Annotated in this window: 18 protein-coding genes; 5 read left to right on the top strand and 13 right to left on the bottom strand. The window is 67.2% G+C overall.

What is annotated here, in order from left to right; genetic code table 11:
• Positions 1 to 4: 4 nt before the first annotated feature.
• From PI990_RS14195 to PI990_RS14170, 6 genes are all read right to left on the bottom strand, one after another.
• Positions 5 to 1225: a maltoporin gene (locus tag PI990_RS14195; protein WP_442969326.1), complete on the bottom strand. Its 1221-nt coding sequence runs from the start codon at positions 1223 to 1225 to the stop codon at positions 5 to 7.
• 83 nt (positions 1226 to 1308) lie between these two features.
• Positions 1309 to 2469, bottom strand: a complete 1161-nt coding sequence (locus tag PI990_RS14190) for an ABC transporter ATP-binding protein (protein ID WP_021222509.1) — start codon at positions 2467 to 2469, stop codon at positions 1309 to 1311.
• A 46-nt stretch (positions 2470 to 2515) separates the two neighbouring features.
• Entirely contained in the window at positions 2516 to 3361 is an 846-nt protein-coding gene (locus tag PI990_RS14185; RefSeq protein WP_021222508.1) for a carbohydrate ABC transporter permease, read from the bottom strand.
• Positions 3354 to 4262: a carbohydrate ABC transporter permease gene (locus PI990_RS14180; RefSeq protein WP_263403046.1), complete on the bottom strand. Its 909-nt coding sequence runs from the start codon at positions 4260 to 4262 to the stop codon at positions 3354 to 3356. The genes PI990_RS14185 and PI990_RS14180 overlap by 8 nt, the downstream gene beginning before the upstream one ends.
• 143 nt (positions 4263 to 4405) lie before the next feature.
• On the bottom strand, positions 4406 to 5659 hold the full coding sequence (locus tag PI990_RS14175) for an ABC transporter substrate-binding protein (protein WP_271661019.1): 1254 nt from the start codon (positions 5657 to 5659) through the stop codon (positions 4406 to 4408).
• A gap of 148 nt (positions 5660 to 5807) precedes the next feature.
• A complete protein-coding gene (locus tag PI990_RS14170; protein ID WP_271661018.1) occupies positions 5808 to 6704 on the bottom strand; it encodes an AraC family transcriptional regulator in 897 nt (298 codons plus the stop codon).
• A gap of 136 nt (positions 6705 to 6840) precedes the next feature.
• Here PI990_RS14170 and PI990_RS14165 point away from each other — a divergent pair, with 136 nt between their 5' ends.
• On the top strand, positions 6841 to 7794 hold the full coding sequence (locus PI990_RS14165; RefSeq protein ID WP_271661017.1) for a phytanoyl-CoA dioxygenase family protein: 954 nt from the start codon (positions 6841 to 6843) through the stop codon (positions 7792 to 7794).
• A gap of 20 nt (positions 7795 to 7814) precedes the next feature.
• Here the strand turns inward: PI990_RS14165 and PI990_RS14160 are convergent, their stop codons facing one another.
• The 4 genes from PI990_RS14160 to edd all read right to left on the bottom strand — a co-directional run bounded on the left by PI990_RS14160 (position 7815) and on the right by edd (position 12954).
• The gene (locus PI990_RS14160) at positions 7815 to 9233 is read right to left on the bottom strand and encodes an ATP-binding protein (RefSeq protein ID WP_021222503.1); all 1419 of its coding nucleotides are present in this window, start codon (positions 9231 to 9233) and stop codon (positions 7815 to 7817) included.
• Between the two features lie 16 nt (positions 9234 to 9249).
• Entirely contained in the window at positions 9250 to 9981 is a 732-nt protein-coding gene (locus PI990_RS14155) for a response regulator (RefSeq protein WP_021222502.1), read from the bottom strand.
• Positions 9982 to 10171: 190 nt separating this feature from the next.
• Entirely contained in the window at positions 10172 to 11131 is a 960-nt protein-coding gene (locus tag PI990_RS14150) for a glucokinase (RefSeq protein ID WP_271661016.1), read from the bottom strand.
• Positions 11128 to 12954 (bottom strand): phosphogluconate dehydratase, encoded by a 1827-nt coding sequence (edd, locus tag PI990_RS14145; RefSeq protein ID WP_021222500.1) that lies wholly within the window; start codon positions 12952 to 12954, stop codon positions 11128 to 11130. Before edd ends, PI990_RS14150 begins: the two co-directional genes overlap by 4 nt.
• 280 nt (positions 12955 to 13234) lie before the next feature.
• On the opposite strand from edd, the gene PI990_RS14140 reads away from it, so the two are divergent.
• Positions 13235 to 13399 carry a hypothetical protein gene (locus PI990_RS14140; protein ID WP_271661015.1) on the top strand — a complete coding sequence of 55 codons (165 nt, stop codon included), beginning with the start codon at positions 13235 to 13237 and terminating at the stop codon, positions 13397 to 13399.
• A 19-nt stretch (positions 13400 to 13418) separates the two neighbouring features.
• Here PI990_RS14140 and PI990_RS14135 read toward each other — a convergent pair whose 3' ends face one another.
• On the bottom strand, positions 13419 to 14225 hold the full coding sequence (locus PI990_RS14135; protein WP_271661014.1) for a dienelactone hydrolase family protein: 807 nt from the start codon (positions 14223 to 14225) through the stop codon (positions 13419 to 13421).
• 168 nt (positions 14226 to 14393) lie between these two features.
• Here PI990_RS14135 and PI990_RS14130 point away from each other — a divergent pair, with 168 nt between their 5' ends.
• Positions 14394 to 15407 (top strand): hypothetical protein, encoded by a 1014-nt coding sequence (locus PI990_RS14130; RefSeq protein WP_271661013.1) that lies wholly within the window; start codon positions 14394 to 14396, stop codon positions 15405 to 15407.
• Between the two features lie 59 nt (positions 15408 to 15466).
• Positions 15467 to 15934, top strand: a complete 468-nt coding sequence (locus tag PI990_RS14125; protein ID WP_271661012.1) for a copper chaperone PCu(A)C — start codon at positions 15467 to 15469, stop codon at positions 15932 to 15934.
• A gap of 15 nt (positions 15935 to 15949) precedes the next feature.
• On the opposite strand, the gene PI990_RS14120 is transcribed toward PI990_RS14125, so the two are convergent.
• The gene (locus tag PI990_RS14120) at positions 15950 to 16573 is read right to left on the bottom strand and encodes a trimeric intracellular cation channel family protein (protein ID WP_271661011.1); all 624 of its coding nucleotides are present in this window, start codon (positions 16571 to 16573) and stop codon (positions 15950 to 15952) included.
• A gap of 7 nt (positions 16574 to 16580) precedes the next feature.
• A complete protein-coding gene (gene gorA, locus PI990_RS14115; protein ID WP_271661010.1) occupies positions 16581 to 17939 on the bottom strand; it encodes a glutathione-disulfide reductase in 1359 nt (452 codons plus the stop codon).
• A 94-nt stretch (positions 17940 to 18033) separates the two neighbouring features.
• Here gorA and PI990_RS14110 point away from each other — a divergent pair, with 94 nt between their 5' ends.
• Positions 18034 to 18456 carry a VOC family protein gene (locus PI990_RS14110; RefSeq protein ID WP_271661009.1) on the top strand — a complete coding sequence of 141 codons (423 nt, stop codon included), beginning with the start codon at positions 18034 to 18036 and terminating at the stop codon, positions 18454 to 18456.
• The last annotated feature ends 12 nt before the right edge of the window (positions 18457 to 18468 follow it).

Below are 18468 nucleotides of genomic sequence, written 5' to 3'. Positions count from 1 at the left end.
AGGCTCACTTCCACCAGTACTCGATCTGCACGCCGACGTTGGAGCCGTGCAGGTCGGTGCCGTAGGCGCCGGTGTCGGAGAGCGCCGAGCCGGCCGCCAGCAGGCTGGCCGAACGCTGCGCCGCTTCGTTCCAGCTGGCGTAGGTGTAGTAGAGGCGGATTTCCGGGCGCTCCCAGAAGCCCGGGCCGGCGGGCGACCAGGTGGGGGCGATGGTGAACTTGGTCAGTTTGCGGGTGCCGCCAGGGGCTTCTACCTGGTCGCGGCCCAGTTCGGTGACCAGCTTGAACTGCTCGGAGATGGCGTAGACCGGGCGCACGCCCACCGACAGCCAGTTCTGGTCGGCGCCGTCGGGGCGCTTGTCCTTCTGGTAGACGACCTCGAACTGACCGCCGAAGCGCGGGGTGATCTGCCAGTCGAAGAACTCCACGGCGCGCCAGCTGGAGGCGCTGTTGTCCAGGGTCGGGTCGCCGGTGTAGCCGAGGCCGGTGCCCGGGCCGCGGCCGTACTGCAGGGCGAAGGTGTTGGCGCCGCCGGCGAAGGGCTTCTGCTTGTGCTGCGCGGTCACCGCCCAGCCACTGTGGGAGTCGGTGCTGTCGGGCTTGTCGATGTAGCTGAAGCCCACTTCCATCTCGCCGCCGGGGTTGGTCTGGAAGCCGCCGACGTTGAAGTCATGGCGGTTGATGTAGGGCTTCTGGTCGTAGTTGTCCTTGCGCGAGAAGACGTAGCTGTACTTCAGGTCGCCGATGGCCACTTCGTCGAAGCCGAAGCCGGTGGCGCTCTGGTTCCAGTAGTAGAAGTCGGAGATGTGGATGTCGTTACGCTTGTAGAAACGACGCCCCGCCCAGAAGGAGCCGCCATTGAGGGCGGGCATATTGCTCCACTCGGCGTACATCTGGTTCATCCGCGCAAAGCCGTAGTCGCCGGTGAACTTGGGCGTGTGGCCGTACTGGTTGTACAGCTGGGCCATGCCTTCGAGGCTGATCACCGAACCGTCGTCGAGCTTGAACACATCCTGGCGCAGGTCCAGCTCGATGTACTGCTCGCATTCGTTGCCGAGGCGGTACTTGGACTGCGCCCCCGGCAGCTGGAAGCACGACTGGGTGCCGCCGTCGGTGGAGCTGCCGGCGCCACTGCGCATGTAGCCGGTGAACTCCAGTGCATTGGCCGCTCCGGGCATCGCCAGCATGGCGCAGGGCAGCATCCACCAACTCTTCTTCACGTTCATATCCACTCCAGTTTTTATTGTTGTATTGCCTTGGATATCAGGGCCGTCCCTGGGCTCGGATGGCAGCCGGGGCGGCCTTCCTTTCAACGCCCCTTGAACTGCGCGACATTGCCCGCGCGCTCAACGGTTCGTGACTTTCCCAGCCCACCCAGCCGCTCACCGCTCTGCGCGTCGAAGAGCAATACCTTGCTGGGATCGAAATACAGCGAGAGGGTTTCACCTATCTGCGGCGCGGCGTCCGGCGCCAGGCGGCAGCAGACCTTGGTCTGGTTGAGGCTGGTGAACACCAGGGTGTCGGGGCCGGTGGGTTCGGTGACTTCGATCTCGGCGCGGATGCTCGGCAGGCTGGCGTCGGCCGGCGCGCTGGCGAGGATCTGCTCGGGGCGCACGCCGAGGATTACCTCGCGCCCTTCGATGCCCTCCCCCAGCTCGCCCAGGGGCAGCTCGCAGCGGGCCTGGCCGCTGTCCAGCAGGGCCCACAGCTGGCCGTCGCGGCGCTGCAGGCGCAGGGGGATGAAGTTCATCGGCGGCGAGCCCATGAAGCCGGCGACGAAGAGGTTGGCCGGGTCGTTGTAGATCTGCTGCGGGGTGCCGAACTGCTGGATGACGCCGTCCTTCATCACCGCCACCTTGTCGCCCAGGGTCATGGCTTCGATCTGGTCGTGGGTGACGTAGACGGTGGTGGTCTTGAGGCGCTGGTGCATCAGTTTGATTTCAGTGCGCATCTCCACCCGTAGCTTGGCGTCGAGGTTGGAGAGCGGCTCGTCGAACAGGTAGATCTTCGGCCGCCGCGCCAGGGCCCGGCCCATGGCCACGCGCTGCTGCTGGCCGCCGGAGAGCTGGCCGGGCTTGCGTTCGAGCAGGTGCTCGATCTGCAGCAACTTGGCCACGCGGCTGACTTCGGCCTCGATCTCGGCGGCCGGCAGCTTGCGGATCTTCAGGCCGAAGGCGATGTTCTGGCGCACGCTCATGGTCGGGTACAGGGCGTAGGACTGGAACACCATGGCGATGTCCCGGTCCTTGGGGCTCATGCCGCTGATGTCGGCGCCGTCGACGAGTATGGCGCCACCGGTGATGTCCTCCAGCCCGGCGATGCAGTTCATCAGGGTGGATTTGCCGCAGCCCGAGGGGCCGACGAGGATCAGGAATTCGCCCGAGTCGATGGACAGCTCGATGTCCCTGAGGGTGTCGGCCAGGCCGCTGCCGTAGCGTTTGTTGACGTTGCGCAGTTCGAGGGTTGCCATATCAATCTCCACAAATGAGTAGCGTCGCGGGCACGCGCAGCGGCGTTCAGCCCTTGACCGCGCCGGCGGTCAAACCCCGGAGGAAGTACTTGCCGGCGAACACGTAGACGAGCAGGGTCGGCAGGCCGGCGATCATCGCGGCGGCCATGTCGACGTTGTATTCCTTGGCCCCGGTGCTGGTGTTGACCAGGTTGTTGAGGGCCACGGTGATGGGCTGGCTGTCGCCGCTGGCGAATACCACGCCGAAGAGGAAGTCGTTCCAGATCTGGGTGAACTGCCAGATCAGGCAGACCATGACGGTGGGCACCGACATCGGCAGCAGGATGCGCCCGAAGATGGTGAAGAACCCCGCCCCGTCGAGCCGCGCCGCACGCACCAGGGCGTCGGGGATGCTGACGTAGAAGTTGCGGAAGAACAGCGTGGTGAAGGCCAGGCCGTAGACCACGTGCACCAGCACCAGGCCGGCGGTGGTGTTGGCCAGGCCGAACTGGCCGAGGGTGAAGGACGCCGGCAGCAGCACCACCTGGAACGGCAGGAAGCAGCCGAACAGCAGCGCGCCGAAGAACAGCTGCGAACCCCGGAAGCGCCACATGGACAGCACGTAGCCGTTGAGCGCACCGAGCAGCGTGGAGATCAGCACCGCCGGCACGGTGATCATCACCGAGTTCCAGAAGTAGCCGCCGACCTGGGTCCAGGCCTTGGCCCAGCCGATCAGGGTGAACACGTCCGGCAGCGACAGCAGGTTGCCGGTGCGGATGTCGTCGGGGGTCTTGAAGCTGGTCAGCAGCATCACCACCAGCGGCACCAGGTAGAGGGCGCAGGCGAAGATCAGGGTCGCGTGGATGGCCAGGCGGCTGAGGCTGAACGGGGGTTTTCCGGCCAGGCTAGTCATGGCGCTTGTTCCTCAGTTCGGAATACAGGTAGGGCACGATGATCGCCAGCACGGCGCCGAGCATGAGCATGGCGCTGGCCGCGCCGAGGCCCATCTGCCCACGGGTGAAGGTGCTGGCGTACATGAACATCGCCGGCAGGTCGGAGGAGTAGCCGGGGCCGCCGGCGGTCATCGCCGCCACCAGGTCGAAACTCTTGATGGCAATGTGGGCGAGGATCATCAGCGCACTGAAGAACACCGGGCGCAGGCTCGGCAGGACGATGCGCAGGTAGATGGTGGGCAGGCTGGCGCCGTCCACCTGGGCGGCGCGGACGATGGATTGGTCGACCCCGCGCAGGCCGGCAAGGAACAGCGCCATGACGAAGCCGGAGGACTGCCACACGGCGGCGATCACCAGGCAGTAGACGACGCGGTCCGGATCCACCAGCCAGTCGAGGCGGAAGCCTTCCCAGCCCCAGTCGCGCAGCAGCTTGTCCAGCCCCAGGCCGGGGTTGAGCAGCCACTTCCAGGCGGTGCCGGTGACGATCATCGACAGCGCCATGGGGTACAGGTAGACGGTGCGGATGAAGCCTTCGCGGCGGATGCGCTGGTCCAGCAGCACGGCGAGGAATACGCCTATCACCAGGCTGATGGTGATGAACAGCCCGCCATAGACCAGCAGGTTGTGGCTGGCGACCCACCAGCGGTCGTTGTCCCACAGGCGCTCGTACTGCTGCAGGCCCACCCACTTGTAGCTGGGCATGAAGCGCGAGTTGGTGAAGGACAGCAGGAAGGTCCAGAGGATGTAGCCGTAGAAGCCGACCAGCACGATGAGCATGCTCGGCGCCAGCACCAGCTTGGGAAGCCAGCGTTGCAGCGCATCCAGCGGCGATGCCTTGGCGAAGACTGCGGTTGAGCTCATGGGGCACTCCGTATGACAGGTGACGCGAACAGCCCGCTCTCCCGTAGGGAGCAGAGAGAAATCGAGGCAGCAGGAACCCGTGGCGCCTGCCGGCACCTGGAAAAACGTCGGTAAGGGAGGGGCCGCTTACGCGGCCCCGGAGGTCACTGCACGGCCTGGATGGCGGCAGCCAGCTGCTGGGCGGCTTTCTTCGGGTCCGCCGAGGGCGAGTTGAAGAAGTTGGTGACCACGTCGAACACCGCGCCCTGGACGTAGCCCGAGGAGGCCATCAGGTGCGCCATGCTCGGCTGCAGCCCGCCGTTGCCGACGGCTTCCTTGAAGTCCTTCATGGAGGCCTGGGCGCAGCTGTCGAAGCCGCTCATGTCAACGTCCTGGCGCACCGGGATGGAGCCCTTGTTCTGGCTGAACAGGGTCTGGAACTCGGTGCCCATGACGATGCGCGCCAGGTCTTCCTGGGCACTGCGGTTGGCGTCGTCCTTGAGCTTGAACATCGTCAGCGAGTCGATGTTGTAGTCGAAGCTGCCCTGGGTACCGGGGAACGGCACGCAGAGGTAGTCCTTGCCCGCCACCTTGCCGGCGGCGGTCCATTCGCCCTTGGCCCAGTCGCCCATGATCTGCATGCCGGCCTTGCCGTTGATGACCAGCGCGGCGGCGGAGTTCCAGTCGCGGCCGGCGGCGTTGGCGTCGATGTAGCCGTGGAGCTTCTGCAGGGTCTCGAACACCTTGACCATCTTGTCGCCGGAAAGGGTCGCCGAATCCAGCTCGACGAAGGCCTTGTGGTAGTCCTGCGGGCCGAGAATGCTCAGGGCAATGTTTTCGAAGGTGGTGCCGTCCTGCCAGGGCTGGCCACCGTGGGCGACGGGGATGAAGCCGGCGGCCTTGAGCTTGTCGGCGGCGACGAAGAATTCGTCGAGGGTGGTGGGCGGCGTGGCGCCGGCCTTCTTGAACACCTCGGGGTTGATCCACAGCCAGTTGACCCGGTGCACGTTGACCGGCACGGCGACGTAGTGGTCTTCGTATTTCATGATGCCGGCGACCTGCTTGGGCAGCAGTTGGTCCCACTTGCCCTCCTCGGCCACGTTGTCCATCTCGGTGAGCAGGCCGAGTTCGCCCCACTCCTGGATGTCCGGCCCCTTGATCTGCGCGGCGGACGGCGGGTTGCCGGATACGGCGCGGGTCTTCAGCACGGTCATGGCCGCCTCGCCACCACCGCCGGCGACGGCGAAGTCTTTCCAGGTATGGCCTTTCTTCTCGACCAGTTCCTTGAGGGTGTCGGCGGCGCGTTTTTCGCCACCGGAGGTCCACCAGTGCAGAACCTCCACTTCACCGGCGAGGGCGGAAAGGGGGAAGAACGAAGCGAGGGATACGACAACGGCCAGGCGAGAGAACGCATTCATGAGGGGATCACCTTTTTGTTTTTATGGCTGTGCAAGTCGGTGCTTGCGCATGCCAGGAGTCTAAACAGGATGGTCGGAACGCCGGGTAACAAAGGGATGCCCGAAGGTCACAGCTCGGTTACACAGAACGGAAACTGCCTCGGTTGGTTCAACCCATCGCCGACACCACCCGGGGCGGGTTCGGCGCCTTGCGGTGCAGGCGGCGGAAGTCCCTCGGGGTGCTGGCCTTGAGCGCGAGGAACTGGCGGTTGAACAGCGAGAGGTTGGCATAGCCCACCTGCTCGGCGATGCGCACCACGGCCAGGTCGGTGGCGATGAGCAGCGAACAGGCGCGACCGATGCGCAACCGCGTGACGTATTGCACGGCGGTCATCCGCGTGTGGCGGCGAAACATCCGATGGAAGGCCGAGACGCTGACGCAGGCGAGTTCGGCCAACTCGGGGATGGAAAGCGGCTCGGCAAAGCCCTGGTGCAGCCGGTCCAGCACCCGCTGGATGCGCGGGTCGGCCGTGGGCATGGCGGCAGGCGTGGCCGGCGCGTTGGCGAGGTGCAGCACATCCGGGTCGCGGCAGAGCTGCAACAGGACGTCCAGCAACAGCATCAGGCGCCGGCCCGGCTCCGCCTCCGGCATCGCTTCGATCAGCGGGCGCACGCCGGCGCGGGTCGCCGCACCGAAACTCAACCCCTGCTCCGCACCCGCCAGCAGCACGCCGATGTCACGCAGCTCGGGGAACATGGCCAGCAGGCCATTGGCCCAGTCGCGGTGGAACCAGATGACCAGCGCCACATGGGGCGACCCGGCGTCGATCCGCTCGCGGGAGCACCAGCTGTGGGGCAACCCGGGGCCGACCAGCACCAGGTCGCCATCGTCGTAGGGCTCGATGTCGTCACCGATGTAGCGATGGCCACGGCTGTTGAGGGTGAGGGTCAGCTCGTACTCCGGGTGGTGGTGCCACTCGAAGGGGATGCCCTCCTCCAGGCGCCGGTTCAGCAGTGCCCAGGAGGCCCCGTCGTCGGGAATGATGGTTTCGAGGTATGCGCGCATGCCGGCACGATAGCGCAACCGGTGAACGCACTCACGCCATAAAAGTATCGGTTTCTACCTCTAACCGCGGCATCGGCGCCGCGCCCCGCTGGATAGCCTGCGAAGCGTTCCCATCACAACGACGCAGGAGAACGACATGGCGACCCTCTACACCGACGGGCACGGCAACCACCCTGGCGCGGGGAGCGCCACCACCCCGCTGCAGGCCATCGACAAGCGCCGCCCGCTGCGCGTGCTGAGCGAGGCCGACTGGCAGCACTGGACCCGCAAGGGCTACGTGATCGTGCGCAGCGCGGTCAGTACCGCCGAGGCCGACGCGGTGGTGGCGATGCTCTGGCGCTTTCAGGAGATGGACCCGAACGACCCGAGCACCTGGTATCGCCCGCAACTGCGCGAACACCGCATGACCGAGCTCAACAACACCGGGATGGTGGAGGTCTACAACCACCAGAGCCTGTGGGACACCCGGCAGAACCGGCGCATCTACGACGCCTTCGTCGACATCTGGGACCGCGAGGACCTGTGGGTGGCCATCGACCGCGCCAACCTCAACCCGCCGAACAAGGCGGCCCGCGCGGCCGGGAAGAAGGACGGCTTCATCCACTTCGACGTCGATGTGTCGCAACGGCCGCTGCCCATCGCCGCCCAGGGCGTGCTGTCCCTGGCGCCGCAGGACGACGAGGTCGGTGGCTTCCAGTGCGTGCCCGGCATCTTCGAAGCGATCGAGCAGTGGTGGTCGCGCCAGCCCGAAGGCGCCAACCCCTTCAAGCCGGATATCGGCGCGCACGCCATCGAAAACATTCGCCTCGACAAGGGCGACCTGCTGATCTTCAACAGCCTGCTGGCCCACGGCGTTCGCCCCAACCGCTCGGAGGATCGCGTGCGCCTGGCGCAGTACATCTCGATGTTCCCGGCGGATTTCGACAACGAGGCCCTGCGCCAGGCGCGCATCCGCACCTGGGCGGAGCAGACCCACCCGTTGGGCGACCCCTTCCCCGGCGACCCGAGGGAGTACGAACGCCGCCACTTCGCCCGCGCGGAACTCAGCGAACACGGGCGCCGCCTGCTGGGGCTGGAGCCCTGGCCCTGATGCGCAGTGGCGAGCGGTGCTCAGTCGGCGACGCGGGGCAGCTCCAGGGTCACCCGCAGCCCGCCTTCACGCAGGTTGCGCAGGCTGACCTCGCCGCCATGGCTATGGGCGATGTTGCGGGCGATGCCCAGGCCCAGCCCGTAGCCCTGCTGCTGGCCGGAGAGACGGAAGTGCGGCTCGAAGACCTGCTCCAGGCGCTGCTCGGGCACGCCGGGGCCCTCGTCATCCACATGCAGCACGAAGGCGTCGCGGCCGTCCTCGATGTGCAGGTGGGCGCGCTGGCCGTACTTGAGGGCGTTGTCCACCAGGTTGCCGATGCAGCGTCGCAACGCCAGGGGCTTGCCTGGGAAGGGCCGGCGCGCGGTGCCTTCCAGGGTGACGCGGCCGTTGCCCAGGTAGGGGTCCACCAGGCAGTGCAGCAGGTGGTTGAGGTCCACCGGCTCGATGTTCTCGTGGATGTCGGTGTCCTTCACGCACTGCAGCGCGCCTTTGACCAGCAGCTCCAGGTCGTCGAGGTCGCGGCCGAACTTGGCTTGCAGGGCTTCGTCTTCCAGCAGTTCGACACGCAGGCGCAGGCGGGTGATGGGGGTGCGCAGGTCATGAGAGATGGCGCTGAACAGCTGGCTGCGCTCGCTGAGGTAGCGGCTGATGCGCTCGCGCATGCTGTTGAAGGCGCGGCTCACCTCCACCACCTCGCTGCCACCTGCCTCCGCCAGCGGCTCCACGGTGGCGCCCAGGGACATGTCCCGCGCCGCTGCCGCCAGGCGCTTGAGCGGCCGGCTCTGCCAGTGCACCAGCAGGCCGATGAACAGCAGCAGGAAGCTGCTAGTGAGGATGATGAACCACAGCTGCTGCGCCGGCAGGCCCTGGTCTTCGAGGCTGACGTAAGGTGCCGGCATCAGCGAGGCGAGGTAGAGCCATTCGTTGGGGGCGATCTGGATCTGCGTCACCAGCACCGGCGGGTTGAGCGGCTCCAGGCTCAGGGCGTAGTGGGCCCAGGAGCGCGGCAGCTCGTCGAGCTTGAGCTCGCCGTTGAAGATGCGCAGGTCGTCGGGGCTGACGAACTGCACCGAGAGGTCCACCTGCTTGCCCAGGCGCTCGCGCAGCACGTCGTCGACCACATCCAGCACCGCGGCCTTGCGCGGCGTGGCGGGCAGCACCTGCATGTCCAGCGGTTTGTCGTTGAGGGAGACGAAGAAGCGCGTGCCGCCCATGCTGCGCAGCTGGTCCAGCACCAGCGGCCGGTAGCCCAGGGGCAGCGAGCGGAAGTAGGCGACGCTGGCGGCCATGGAGTGGGCCAGGCTGCGCGCGCTGGTGAGCAGGCCTTCCATCTGGCTGGCGCGCAGCTGCGAAACCCAGATGACACTCGACAGCGCCTGGGCCATGAGCACCACCAGCAGGGTGAGGAATAGCATGCGCCCGAGCAGCGAGCGCGGCATGGGGTTCCAGCGGCGTTTAGGCATGGGGCGAGACCTGGGCCGCCAGCAGGTAGCCCGAGCCGCGCACGGTGCGGATCAGCCGTGGCGCCTTGCCGGTGTCCCGCAGGCGCTGGCGCAGGCGGCTCACGGCCATGTCGACGATGCGTTCCAGGGGCATCACCTCGCGGCCCCGGGTGGCGTTGGCGATGGTGTCGCGGTCGAGGATCTGCTGCGGGCGGTCGAGGAACAGCTTGAGCAAGGCGAAGTCGGCGCCGGAGAGGATCACCTCCTCGCCGTCGATGTGGAACAGGCGATGGCTGACCATGTCCAGCCGCCACTCGTCGAAGGCCAGCACCTGGGCCTCGCCGGCACCGCGCTCCTGGGCGAAGCCGACGCGACGCAGCAGCGCCTTGATGCGCGCCTGCAGCTCGCGGGGGCTGAAGGGTTTGCCGATGTAGTCGTCGGCGCCCAGTTCGAGGCCGATCACCCGGTCGGCCTCGTCTGAGCTGGCGGTGAGCATGATGATCGGCACCTGGGCCAGGCGCTGGTGCTGGCGCACCCAGCGGCACAGGCTGAAGCCGTCTTCGTCGGGCAGCATCACGTCGAGGATGACCAGGTCGGCGGCCACCTCGCCCATGGCCTGGCGGAAGGCGGCGCCGTCGCCCACGGTGCGCACCTGGAAGCCGGCGCGGCTCAGGTAGGTGTGCAGCAGGTCGCGGATTTCCTCGTCGTCATCGACCAGGAGGATGGTTTTACCGGCTTGGCTCACGTGGGCCTTCCTTTGTTGTTATGGGTCATGTCCATTTGGATGCAGGGCGTTGGCGTAGGGTGGATGATGCTCTTTTCATCCACCTGTCGGCGTCGGTGCATAACCATCGGTGGACCGGTGAAGCGTGGTCCACCCTACATCAGGCGCCGTGGCAGGAACGTGCAACGCGTCTGCTTCCCGTGTTTGCGCCTCAGGGCTGCAACGCTTGCTGCAAGGCCACGCCCGCGCCTTCCAGGCCCGGGTATTCGGCGGTGACCAGCCACACCGGCACACCGCTGAAGTAGTCGCTCATGCAGCCCTTGCTGGCGAAGGCAGCGGCGAAGCCACTGGCCTTGAAGAACTCGGCGAAACGCGGCACCACGCCACCGACCACGTAGACGCCGCCCCGGGCGCCGAGGGTCAGCACGTTGTTGCCGGCGACACGGCCGAGCCAGACGCAGAACTGCTCCAGCACCGCCCTCGCCTCGCTGTCCCCGGCCAGGGCCGCCGACGTAATGGCGGCCGGGCTGTCCAGGTGCGGCTCGACGCCATCGAGGGCGCAGCTGGCGCGGTAGAGCTGCAACAGGCCGCCGCCGCTGAGGATGTTCTCGGCGCTGACATGGCCATGGCGCTCGTGCAGGTGGCGCCACAATTCGGCTTCGCGGGCACTGCCGATGGGCAGGTCGACATGGCCGCCCTCCCCCGGCAACGCCGCCCAGCGCCCTTCGCCCAGGGGCAACAGGGTGCCGACGCCGAGGCCGGTGCCGGCACCGATGACCACGGCCGGGCGCTCGGCATCGGCCTCGCCCGCGCAGATGGTCATGCGCTCGCCGGGCTGCAGGCGGGTCATGCCCAGGGCCATGGCGGAGAAGTCATTGATTAGCAGCAGCCGCTCGACTTTCAGCGTTGCGCAGAAGCTGCGGCGATTGAGGCGCCAGTGGTTGTTGGTGAAGCGGAAATCCTCGCCCCCCACCGGCCCGGCGCAGGCCAGGCAGACGGCGGCGATGGCACCCGGAGCCAGGCCGAGGCCCGCTAGGTAGTGTTCGATGGCCAGTTCCGGGGTGGCGAAATCCACCGTCGCCAGGACCTTGACCGACTCCAACCGCTCGTCACGCCACAGGGCGAAACGCGCGTTGGTACCTCCGATATCGCCGACCAGCGCCAAGGTCACTTCAGGCTCTCCAGGCTGGATGTAAAGGCGCTCGCCCCCTGCTCCGCCGTGCTGAACGCGGCACGCATGAAGGCGAACATCTCGCGGCCACAGCCGATCTCGGCGTTGTGCTGGATCGGCGCGAGCTCGCGGGCGGCGAACGCGTCGGCATCCACCAGCACCCGCAGGGTTCCGGCCTGGCCATCGACACGGATGATGTCACCGTCGCGCACGCGCGCCAGTGGACCTCCGTCGTATGCCTCGGGGCACACATGAATGGCCGCCGGGATCTTGCCGGAGGCACCGGACATACGCCCGTCGGTGACCAGCGCCACCTTGAAGCCGCGGTCCTGCAATACACCGAGGAAGGGAGTCATCTTGTGCAGCTCGGGCATACCGTTGCAGCGCGGGCCCTGGAAGCGCATCACCGCCACCATGTCGCGCTCCAGCTCACCCGCGGCGAAGGCATCGGCGAGGGCCTGCTGGTCATGGAAGACCCGCGCCGGCGCCTCCACCACCTGGTGCTGCGGCGCCACGGCGGACACCTTCATCACCCCGCGCCCGAGGTTGCCCTCCATCACCCGCAACCCGCCTTCCGGCGAGAACGGATTGGAGACGGGGCGCAGGATGTTTTCGTCCAGGCTCGCCGCCGGGCCATCGCGCCAGGCGATGCGGCCGTCTTCGAGGAAGGGCTCCTGGGTGTAGCGACGCAGGCCGGGACCGGCGACGGTGTTGACGTCTTCGTGCATCAACCCGGCATCGAGCAGCTCGCGCACCAGGAAGGCGACGCCGCCCGCCGCGTGGAAGTGGTTGATGTCGGCCTTGCCGTTCGGATAGACGTGGGCCAGGGTCGGCACCACTTCGGAGAGGTCGGCCATGTCCTGCCAGGTGAGCTGGATGCCAGCGGCCTGGGCGATGGCAGGCATGTGCAGGGTGTGGTTGGTGGAGCCGCCGGTGGCGTGCAGGGCGACGATGGAGTTGACCAGCACGCGTTCGTCCATCAGCTCGCCGATGGGCATGAAGCCGCCGGCCTGCTGGGTCAGCCGGGTGACCTGGCGCGCGGCCTCTTCGGTGAGGGCGTCGCGCAGCGGCGTGCCGGGGTTGACGAAGGAGGCACCGGGCAGGTGCAGGCCCATCATCTCCATCAGCATCTGGTTGGTGTTGGCGGTGCCATAAAAGGTGCAGGTGCCGGGGGCGTGGTAGGCCGCCATCTCCGACTCCAGCAGCTCGTCGCGGGTGGCCTTGCCTTCGGCATAGCGCTGGCGGACGTCGGCCTTTTCCTTGTTCGACAGCCCCGAGGGCATGGGCCCGGCGGGGATGAACAGCGTGGGCAGGTGGCCGAAGCGCAGCGCGCCCATCATCAGGCCGGGGACGATCTTGTCGCAGATGCCGAGGAACACCGCCGCATCGAACATGTTGTGCGACAGCGCCACTGCGGTGGACATGGCGATGACTTCGCGGCTGGCGATGCCCAGCTCCATGCCCGGCTCACCCTGGGTGACGCCGTCGCACATGGCCGGCACCCCGCCGGCGACCTGGCCCACGGAGCCGATCTCCCGCAGCGCCTGCTTGATGCGCTCGGGGTAGTGCTCGTAGGGCTGGTGGGCGGAGAGCATGTCGTTGTAGGCGGTCACGATGGCGACGTTGGCGGCGTCCATCAGGCGCAGGCGCTGCTTGTCCTCGCCACCGCAGCCGGCCACGCCGTGGGCGAAGTTGGCGCACTGCAGCTTGCCGCGCTGCGGGCCCTTGCTGGCGGCCTCGCGGATCATCGCCAGGTAGCGCTCGCGGGTGGGGCGGCTGCGGGCGATAAGGCGTTCGGTTACTTCGATAATGCGGGGATGCATATCAGCGGCTCCAGGCGATATCTTGTTTTAATCGCATCAAGATAACTCAAAATCACGGAATCACGCCATTTCATAAGCGCTATTTTGTTATTAGAACAACATTAAGCAGATTCGGCGTGCAGGTCCTGCTTTGGACCGGTGCTCGGGGCGAAGGTGCGCCCAACCGGGGCCTTGTCAAAGCATAGGTTGAACCCGACCCAGCCCCTTGTACTCCACCACCATGCCCCTCACAGCCGCGACGGGCTCACGGGCGCACAGAGAGCATGGCGAGGAGGCTTCGATGACAGAGCGCAAGCGCAACAACCTGAACGACCCGCAACAGACACCGACGGAAGTCGCCGATCACGAGGCGCTGATAGAGGAAGCGCGCCGCGAACAGGACCGCACCGGCCAGCGCAACGACAACCAGGGGCATACGCCGCGCCTGCGCCGCCCGTCACGCTGAGGGCGGCGCAAACCCGGTATCAGCGGGGGAAGAGGTCCTTGAAGAAGCTTTGCATGTCGGCCCAGGAGTTTTCATCGGCGACCTTGCTGTAGCCGATATCCGGGCCCTTCTCGCTGCCGTGGCCGGCGTGGCTGAGGCGATCCGCATCGGGGTTGGTGAAGCCGTGCTTGGCCTTGGCCTGGAGGACGAAGCGGTAGTCGGCCTCGGCCTTGTCCATCTCCTCCTTGAAGGCGGCGACGTCGGCCTTGGTGACCATGCTGTCCTGGCCGCCGTGCTCCACCAGCACCTTGGCCTTGACGCTGCCCTTGGTAGCCGGGGTGGCGGTGGCCAGGGCGCCGTGGAAGCTGACCACACCGGCCAGGGGCACGCCCTGGCGCGCGGCGTCCAGCACCACCTTGCCGCCGAAGCAGTAGCCGATGGCGGCGAGCTTGGTGGCATCGGTCTGCGGCTGCTTCTTCAGCAGGTCGAGCCCGGCGAGGAAGCGCGCCTTGGCGGCGGGGGCGTCCTTCAGGGCGGCCTGCATGAAGGCCAGCGCGTCGGCCGGGTGCTCTGTGTTCTTGCCTTCGCCGTACATGTCGATGGCCAGGGCGCTGTAGCCCAGCTCGGCGAGGTCACGGGCGCGGCGCTTGGCGTAGTCGTTCAGGCCCCACCACTCGTGCACCACCACCACACCGGGGCGCTTGCCCTCGACGGCGTCGTCGTAGGCGTAGTAGCCCACCAGCGCCGTGCCGTCGGCGGCCTTGTAGGGGATCTCCTGAGTGCGGATTTCCGCCTGGGCGATACCCGCGCAGGCCAGCAAGGCGAAAATGAGCGGCAATCTGGGCATTTCTATCTCTCCCTGGGTGAAGCGAAGCGCTTGGAAAGCATGCAGTGTCGCGGTTTTCCCGGCATTCGCCAATCGCCGATAGGGTCGCACCCGCGTAGCACCCTCCTTATGACAGGTGAAAGCGCAGCGGCGAGACTCCATACTCGCGCGCCCATTGGAGGAATCCGCATGCCCCGATACGCCCTGTTGCTCCTGCTTGCACTGGCCGGCTGCGCCCGCGCCCCGGTCGGCCTGCCGCTGACCACCGAGCGCGACGCCCCGCCACCGAAGCTGCAGTACCTGGGCGTGGGCGGCTACCTGATGCACTGGCGCGGCGAGGGGCTGCTGATCGCCCCGTCCTTCAGCAACCCGTCATTCCTGGGCCTGCCACCGCTGCGGGTGAAGGCCGACGAGGCGACCATCGATGCGCGCATGCCGCCCGCCGATGACGTCAGCATGCTGCTGATCGGCCATGCGCATTACGACCACCTGCTGGACGTGCCCCGGGTGATGCAGAAGCAGGCGCCGAACGCCATCGCCTACGGTTCGGCCACCGCCGGGCACATCCTCCGCGCGGTGCTGCCGGCGGAACGCATCGTCAACGCCGAGCCGGCCATGGCCAACGTCAAGGAAGCCGGGGAGCCCGGGAAAGCCGCGCAACCGGGAACCTGGCTCTATTCCAGGGACCGACGCTTCCGCGCCATGCCTATCCAGAGCATGCACGCCCCGCATTTCGCCGGGATCACCTTTCTGCGCGGTAGCTACGACCAGGACCTGAAGGAGCTGCCGACCGCGGTGTGGAACTGGAAGGAAGGCCAGACCCTGGCCTGGCTGGTGGACCTGCTGGATGAAGCCGGGAAGCCCGTGTACCGCATCCACTACCAGGATTCCGCCAGCACCCCACCCTATGGCTTCCCGCCGATACTCGAAGACGGCAAGGCCATCGACGTGGAGATTCTTTGCGTCGGCTCCTGGAACCAGGTGCAGCATTACCCCGACGCCCTGCTCAAGGTCAGCCGCCCACGCCTGGTGGTGCTTGGCCATTGGGAGGACTTCTTCGGCAACGACCCGCAGCGGCCGCAGACCATCCGCCTGCTGGACGAACAGGGCATGGTGGCGCGCACCCGCGCCGCATTGCCTGAAGGCACCCCCGTGGTGATGCCGGTACCGTTCTCGGAAGTCGCCCTGCCGGCGGCGCCCTGAGGCCCCAGGGCATGGCGGTGGTATCGTGCGCAGCCACCACCGCCTGCCGGACTCTGCCGATGCGCCCTCTTCCCTTTCGTTCACTGCCCTGGAAACGCCACGCGCTGCTCCTGCTGACGCTGCTGGCCTGCACCACCAGCCAGGCGGGCGAGCTGTCGCTTGGCGAGGCGCGGGCGCAGCCGTCCGACTGGGATGCCACCGCTGCCGTGGTTTCCCTGGCTATCACCGATACGGGCGCCCAGGGCGATCGGCTGGTGGGCGCCAGCACGCCCCGCGCCTGGCGGGTGGATTTGCAGACGACGGTGCGCATCGGCGAGGCGCGACGGGTGATGACCCTGGTGTCCTTCGGCGTGCCGCCCGGTGGCGTACTGAAGCTGGCGCCGACGGGCAGCCACCTGACCCTGGTAGGCCTCAAGGGCGCATTGAAGAATGGCGAGCGTTTTCCGCTGACGCTGCGCTTCGCCCGGGGTGGCGAGATGACGATCGAAGTGCGGGCCGAACAGCCCGCGACGACTCAATCCAGGTAGCGGCCGGGCGCGAGGTCAGTCGCGGTCCAGCAGGTGGAAGCGTGGCAGCGAGAGCCCCCAACGGATCGCCGCCAGGCGCGTACCGAGTACCACCAGCATGGCGACACCGGTGTCCAGCCAGCGCGGCAGCCCTAGATGGAGCATGGCGATGAACACCAGGGAGCCGGCGACACAGGCGATGGCGTAGATCTCCTTCTGGAAGATCAGCGGGATCTCGTTGCAGATGACATCACGCATCACGCCGCCGGCAACGCCGGTGATCACCCCCATGATGATGGCGGTGCTGAACGGCACCTGGTGCTGCAGGGCCACCTCGGTGCCGTAGACGGTGAACACCGCCAGGCCGAAGGCGTCCGCCACCAGCAGGCCGGTTTCGTTGATCGGCCGGGTCAGCCGCACCCAGAGCACGGTGCCCACGGCGGCCAGGGAGGCGACGAGGATGTAGGTGTCGTCGCGTATCCAGCTCACCGGGTGGTTGCCGAGGATGACGTCCCGCAAGGTGCCGCCGCCCAGCGCGGTGATGATGGCGATCACCAGCACGCCGAACAGGTCCATGGACTTGCGCCCGGCCATCAGCGCGCCGGTGATGGCGAAGACAGCGACGCCGAACAGGTCTGCCAGGTAGAAGAGCTGGGCCATTTCCGCGTCAGTTCCCCACGGGGGTACGCATGGTGACGAACTCCTCGGCGGCGGTGGGGTGCACGCCGATGGTCTCGTCGAAGATGCGCTTGGTAGCGCCGGCCTTGAGCGCCACGGCCAGGCCCTGGACGATCTCGCCCGCCTCCGGGCCGACCATGTGGCAGCCGAGCACGCGGTCGCTTTCGGCGTCGACCACCAGCTTCATCAGGGTGCGTTCCTGGCTCTCGGTGAGGGTCAGCTTCATGGGGCGGAAGCGGCTCTCGAAGACCTTGACCTTGTGGCCGCGCGCGCGGGCGTCTTCCTCACTGAGGCCGACGGTGCCGATATTGGGCAGGCTGAAGACGGCGGTGGGGATGTGGTCGTAATCCACCGGGCGGTATTCAGCGGGCTTGAACAGGCGGCGGGCGACGGCCATGCCTTCGGCGAGTGCGACCGGGGTCAGTTGCACGCGACCGATGACATCGCCCAGGGCGAGGATGGAGGGTTCGGTGGTGCGGTATTCGTCGTCCACCTTGATGAAGCCGCGGTCGTCCAGCTCGACGCCGGTGTTCTCCAGGCCCAGGTCGTCCAGCATCGGGCGGCGGCCGGTGGCGTAGAACACGCAATCGGCCTCGAGGGTGCGGCCATCCTTGAGGGTGGCGAGCAGACTGCCGTCGGCTTGCTTGTCGATGCGGGCGATGTCGGCATTGAACTGCAGGTCGAGCCCCTTGCGGCTCAGCTCGTCACGCAGGTGGGTGCGCACGGCGCCGTCGAAACCGCGCAGGAACAGGTCCTTGCGGTATAGCAGCGTGGTCTTGGCGCCCAGGCCGTGGAAGATCGAGGCGAACTCGACGGCGATGTAGCCGCCGCCCACCACCAGCACGCGCTGGGGCAGTTTTTCGAGGAAGAAGGCTTCGTTGGAGCTGATGGCGTGCTCGCGGCCCGGCAGATCAGGAATCTGCGGCCAGCCACCGGTGGCGACGAGGATGTGCTCGGCGCTGAAGCGCTGCTCGCCGACCTGCACGGTGTGGGCATCCACCAGGCGCGCATGGCCCTCCAGCAGGGTGACGCCACTGTTGACCAGCAGGTTGCGGTAGATGCCGTTGAGGCGCTGGATTTCGCGGTTCTTGTTGGCGATCAGGGTGGGCCAGTCGAAGCCCGCCTCGCCCAGGTTCCAGCCGTAACCCTGGGCCTGCTCGAAGTCTTCGGAGAAGTGGGCGCCGTACACCAGCATCTTTTTCGGCACGCAACCGACGTTGACGCAGGTGCCGCCCAGATAGCGGCTTTCCGCTACCGCGACGCGGGCACCGAAACCGGCGGCGAAGCGCGAGGCACGTACACCGGCGGAACCGGCTCCTATGACGAAGAGGTCGAAATCGTAGGCCATGGCAGGGTCTCCAGAAACAGGCGGCCAGCATACCTGAACGGGCGCCGCTGACCAGTTGCCGGGCCTATGCTTGAGCCAGCGAAGGAGGAACCCCATGCGCCCTACCCTCACCCACCTCGCCCTGCACGTGCCGGACCTCGAACCCTGCATCCGCTTCTACGAAGCGTTCTGCGGCATGCGTGTGATTCACGAGCGCGCCGGCAAGGGCTCGAAGATCGTCTGGATGGCCGAGCCGGGGCAGGAGCACCGCTTCATCTTCGTCATCATGCCCGGCGGCCGCCCGCGCGACCTGGCGCCGGACGACTACAGCCACTTCGGCTTCGCCCTGGAAAGCCGCGAGGCGGTGGACACGATAGCCGCCCGCGCCCGGGCCGAGGGCTGCCTGGTGTGGGCGCCACGGGACGAGCCCTACCCGGTGGGCTACTACTGCGGGCTGCGGGACCCGGCGGGAAACTACGTGGAGTTCAGCTACGGGCAGCCATTGGGGCCGGGCTCGGAGGGGATGGTGATTCCCTGAGCACGACCTCCC

It is taken from the genome of Pseudomonas sp. TUM22785 (assembly GCF_028198105.1).
GTDB classification, from domain to species: domain Bacteria; phylum Pseudomonadota; class Gammaproteobacteria; order Pseudomonadales; family Pseudomonadaceae; genus Metapseudomonas; species Metapseudomonas solani.
This window is presented reverse-complemented; position numbering and strand designations above follow the sequence as displayed.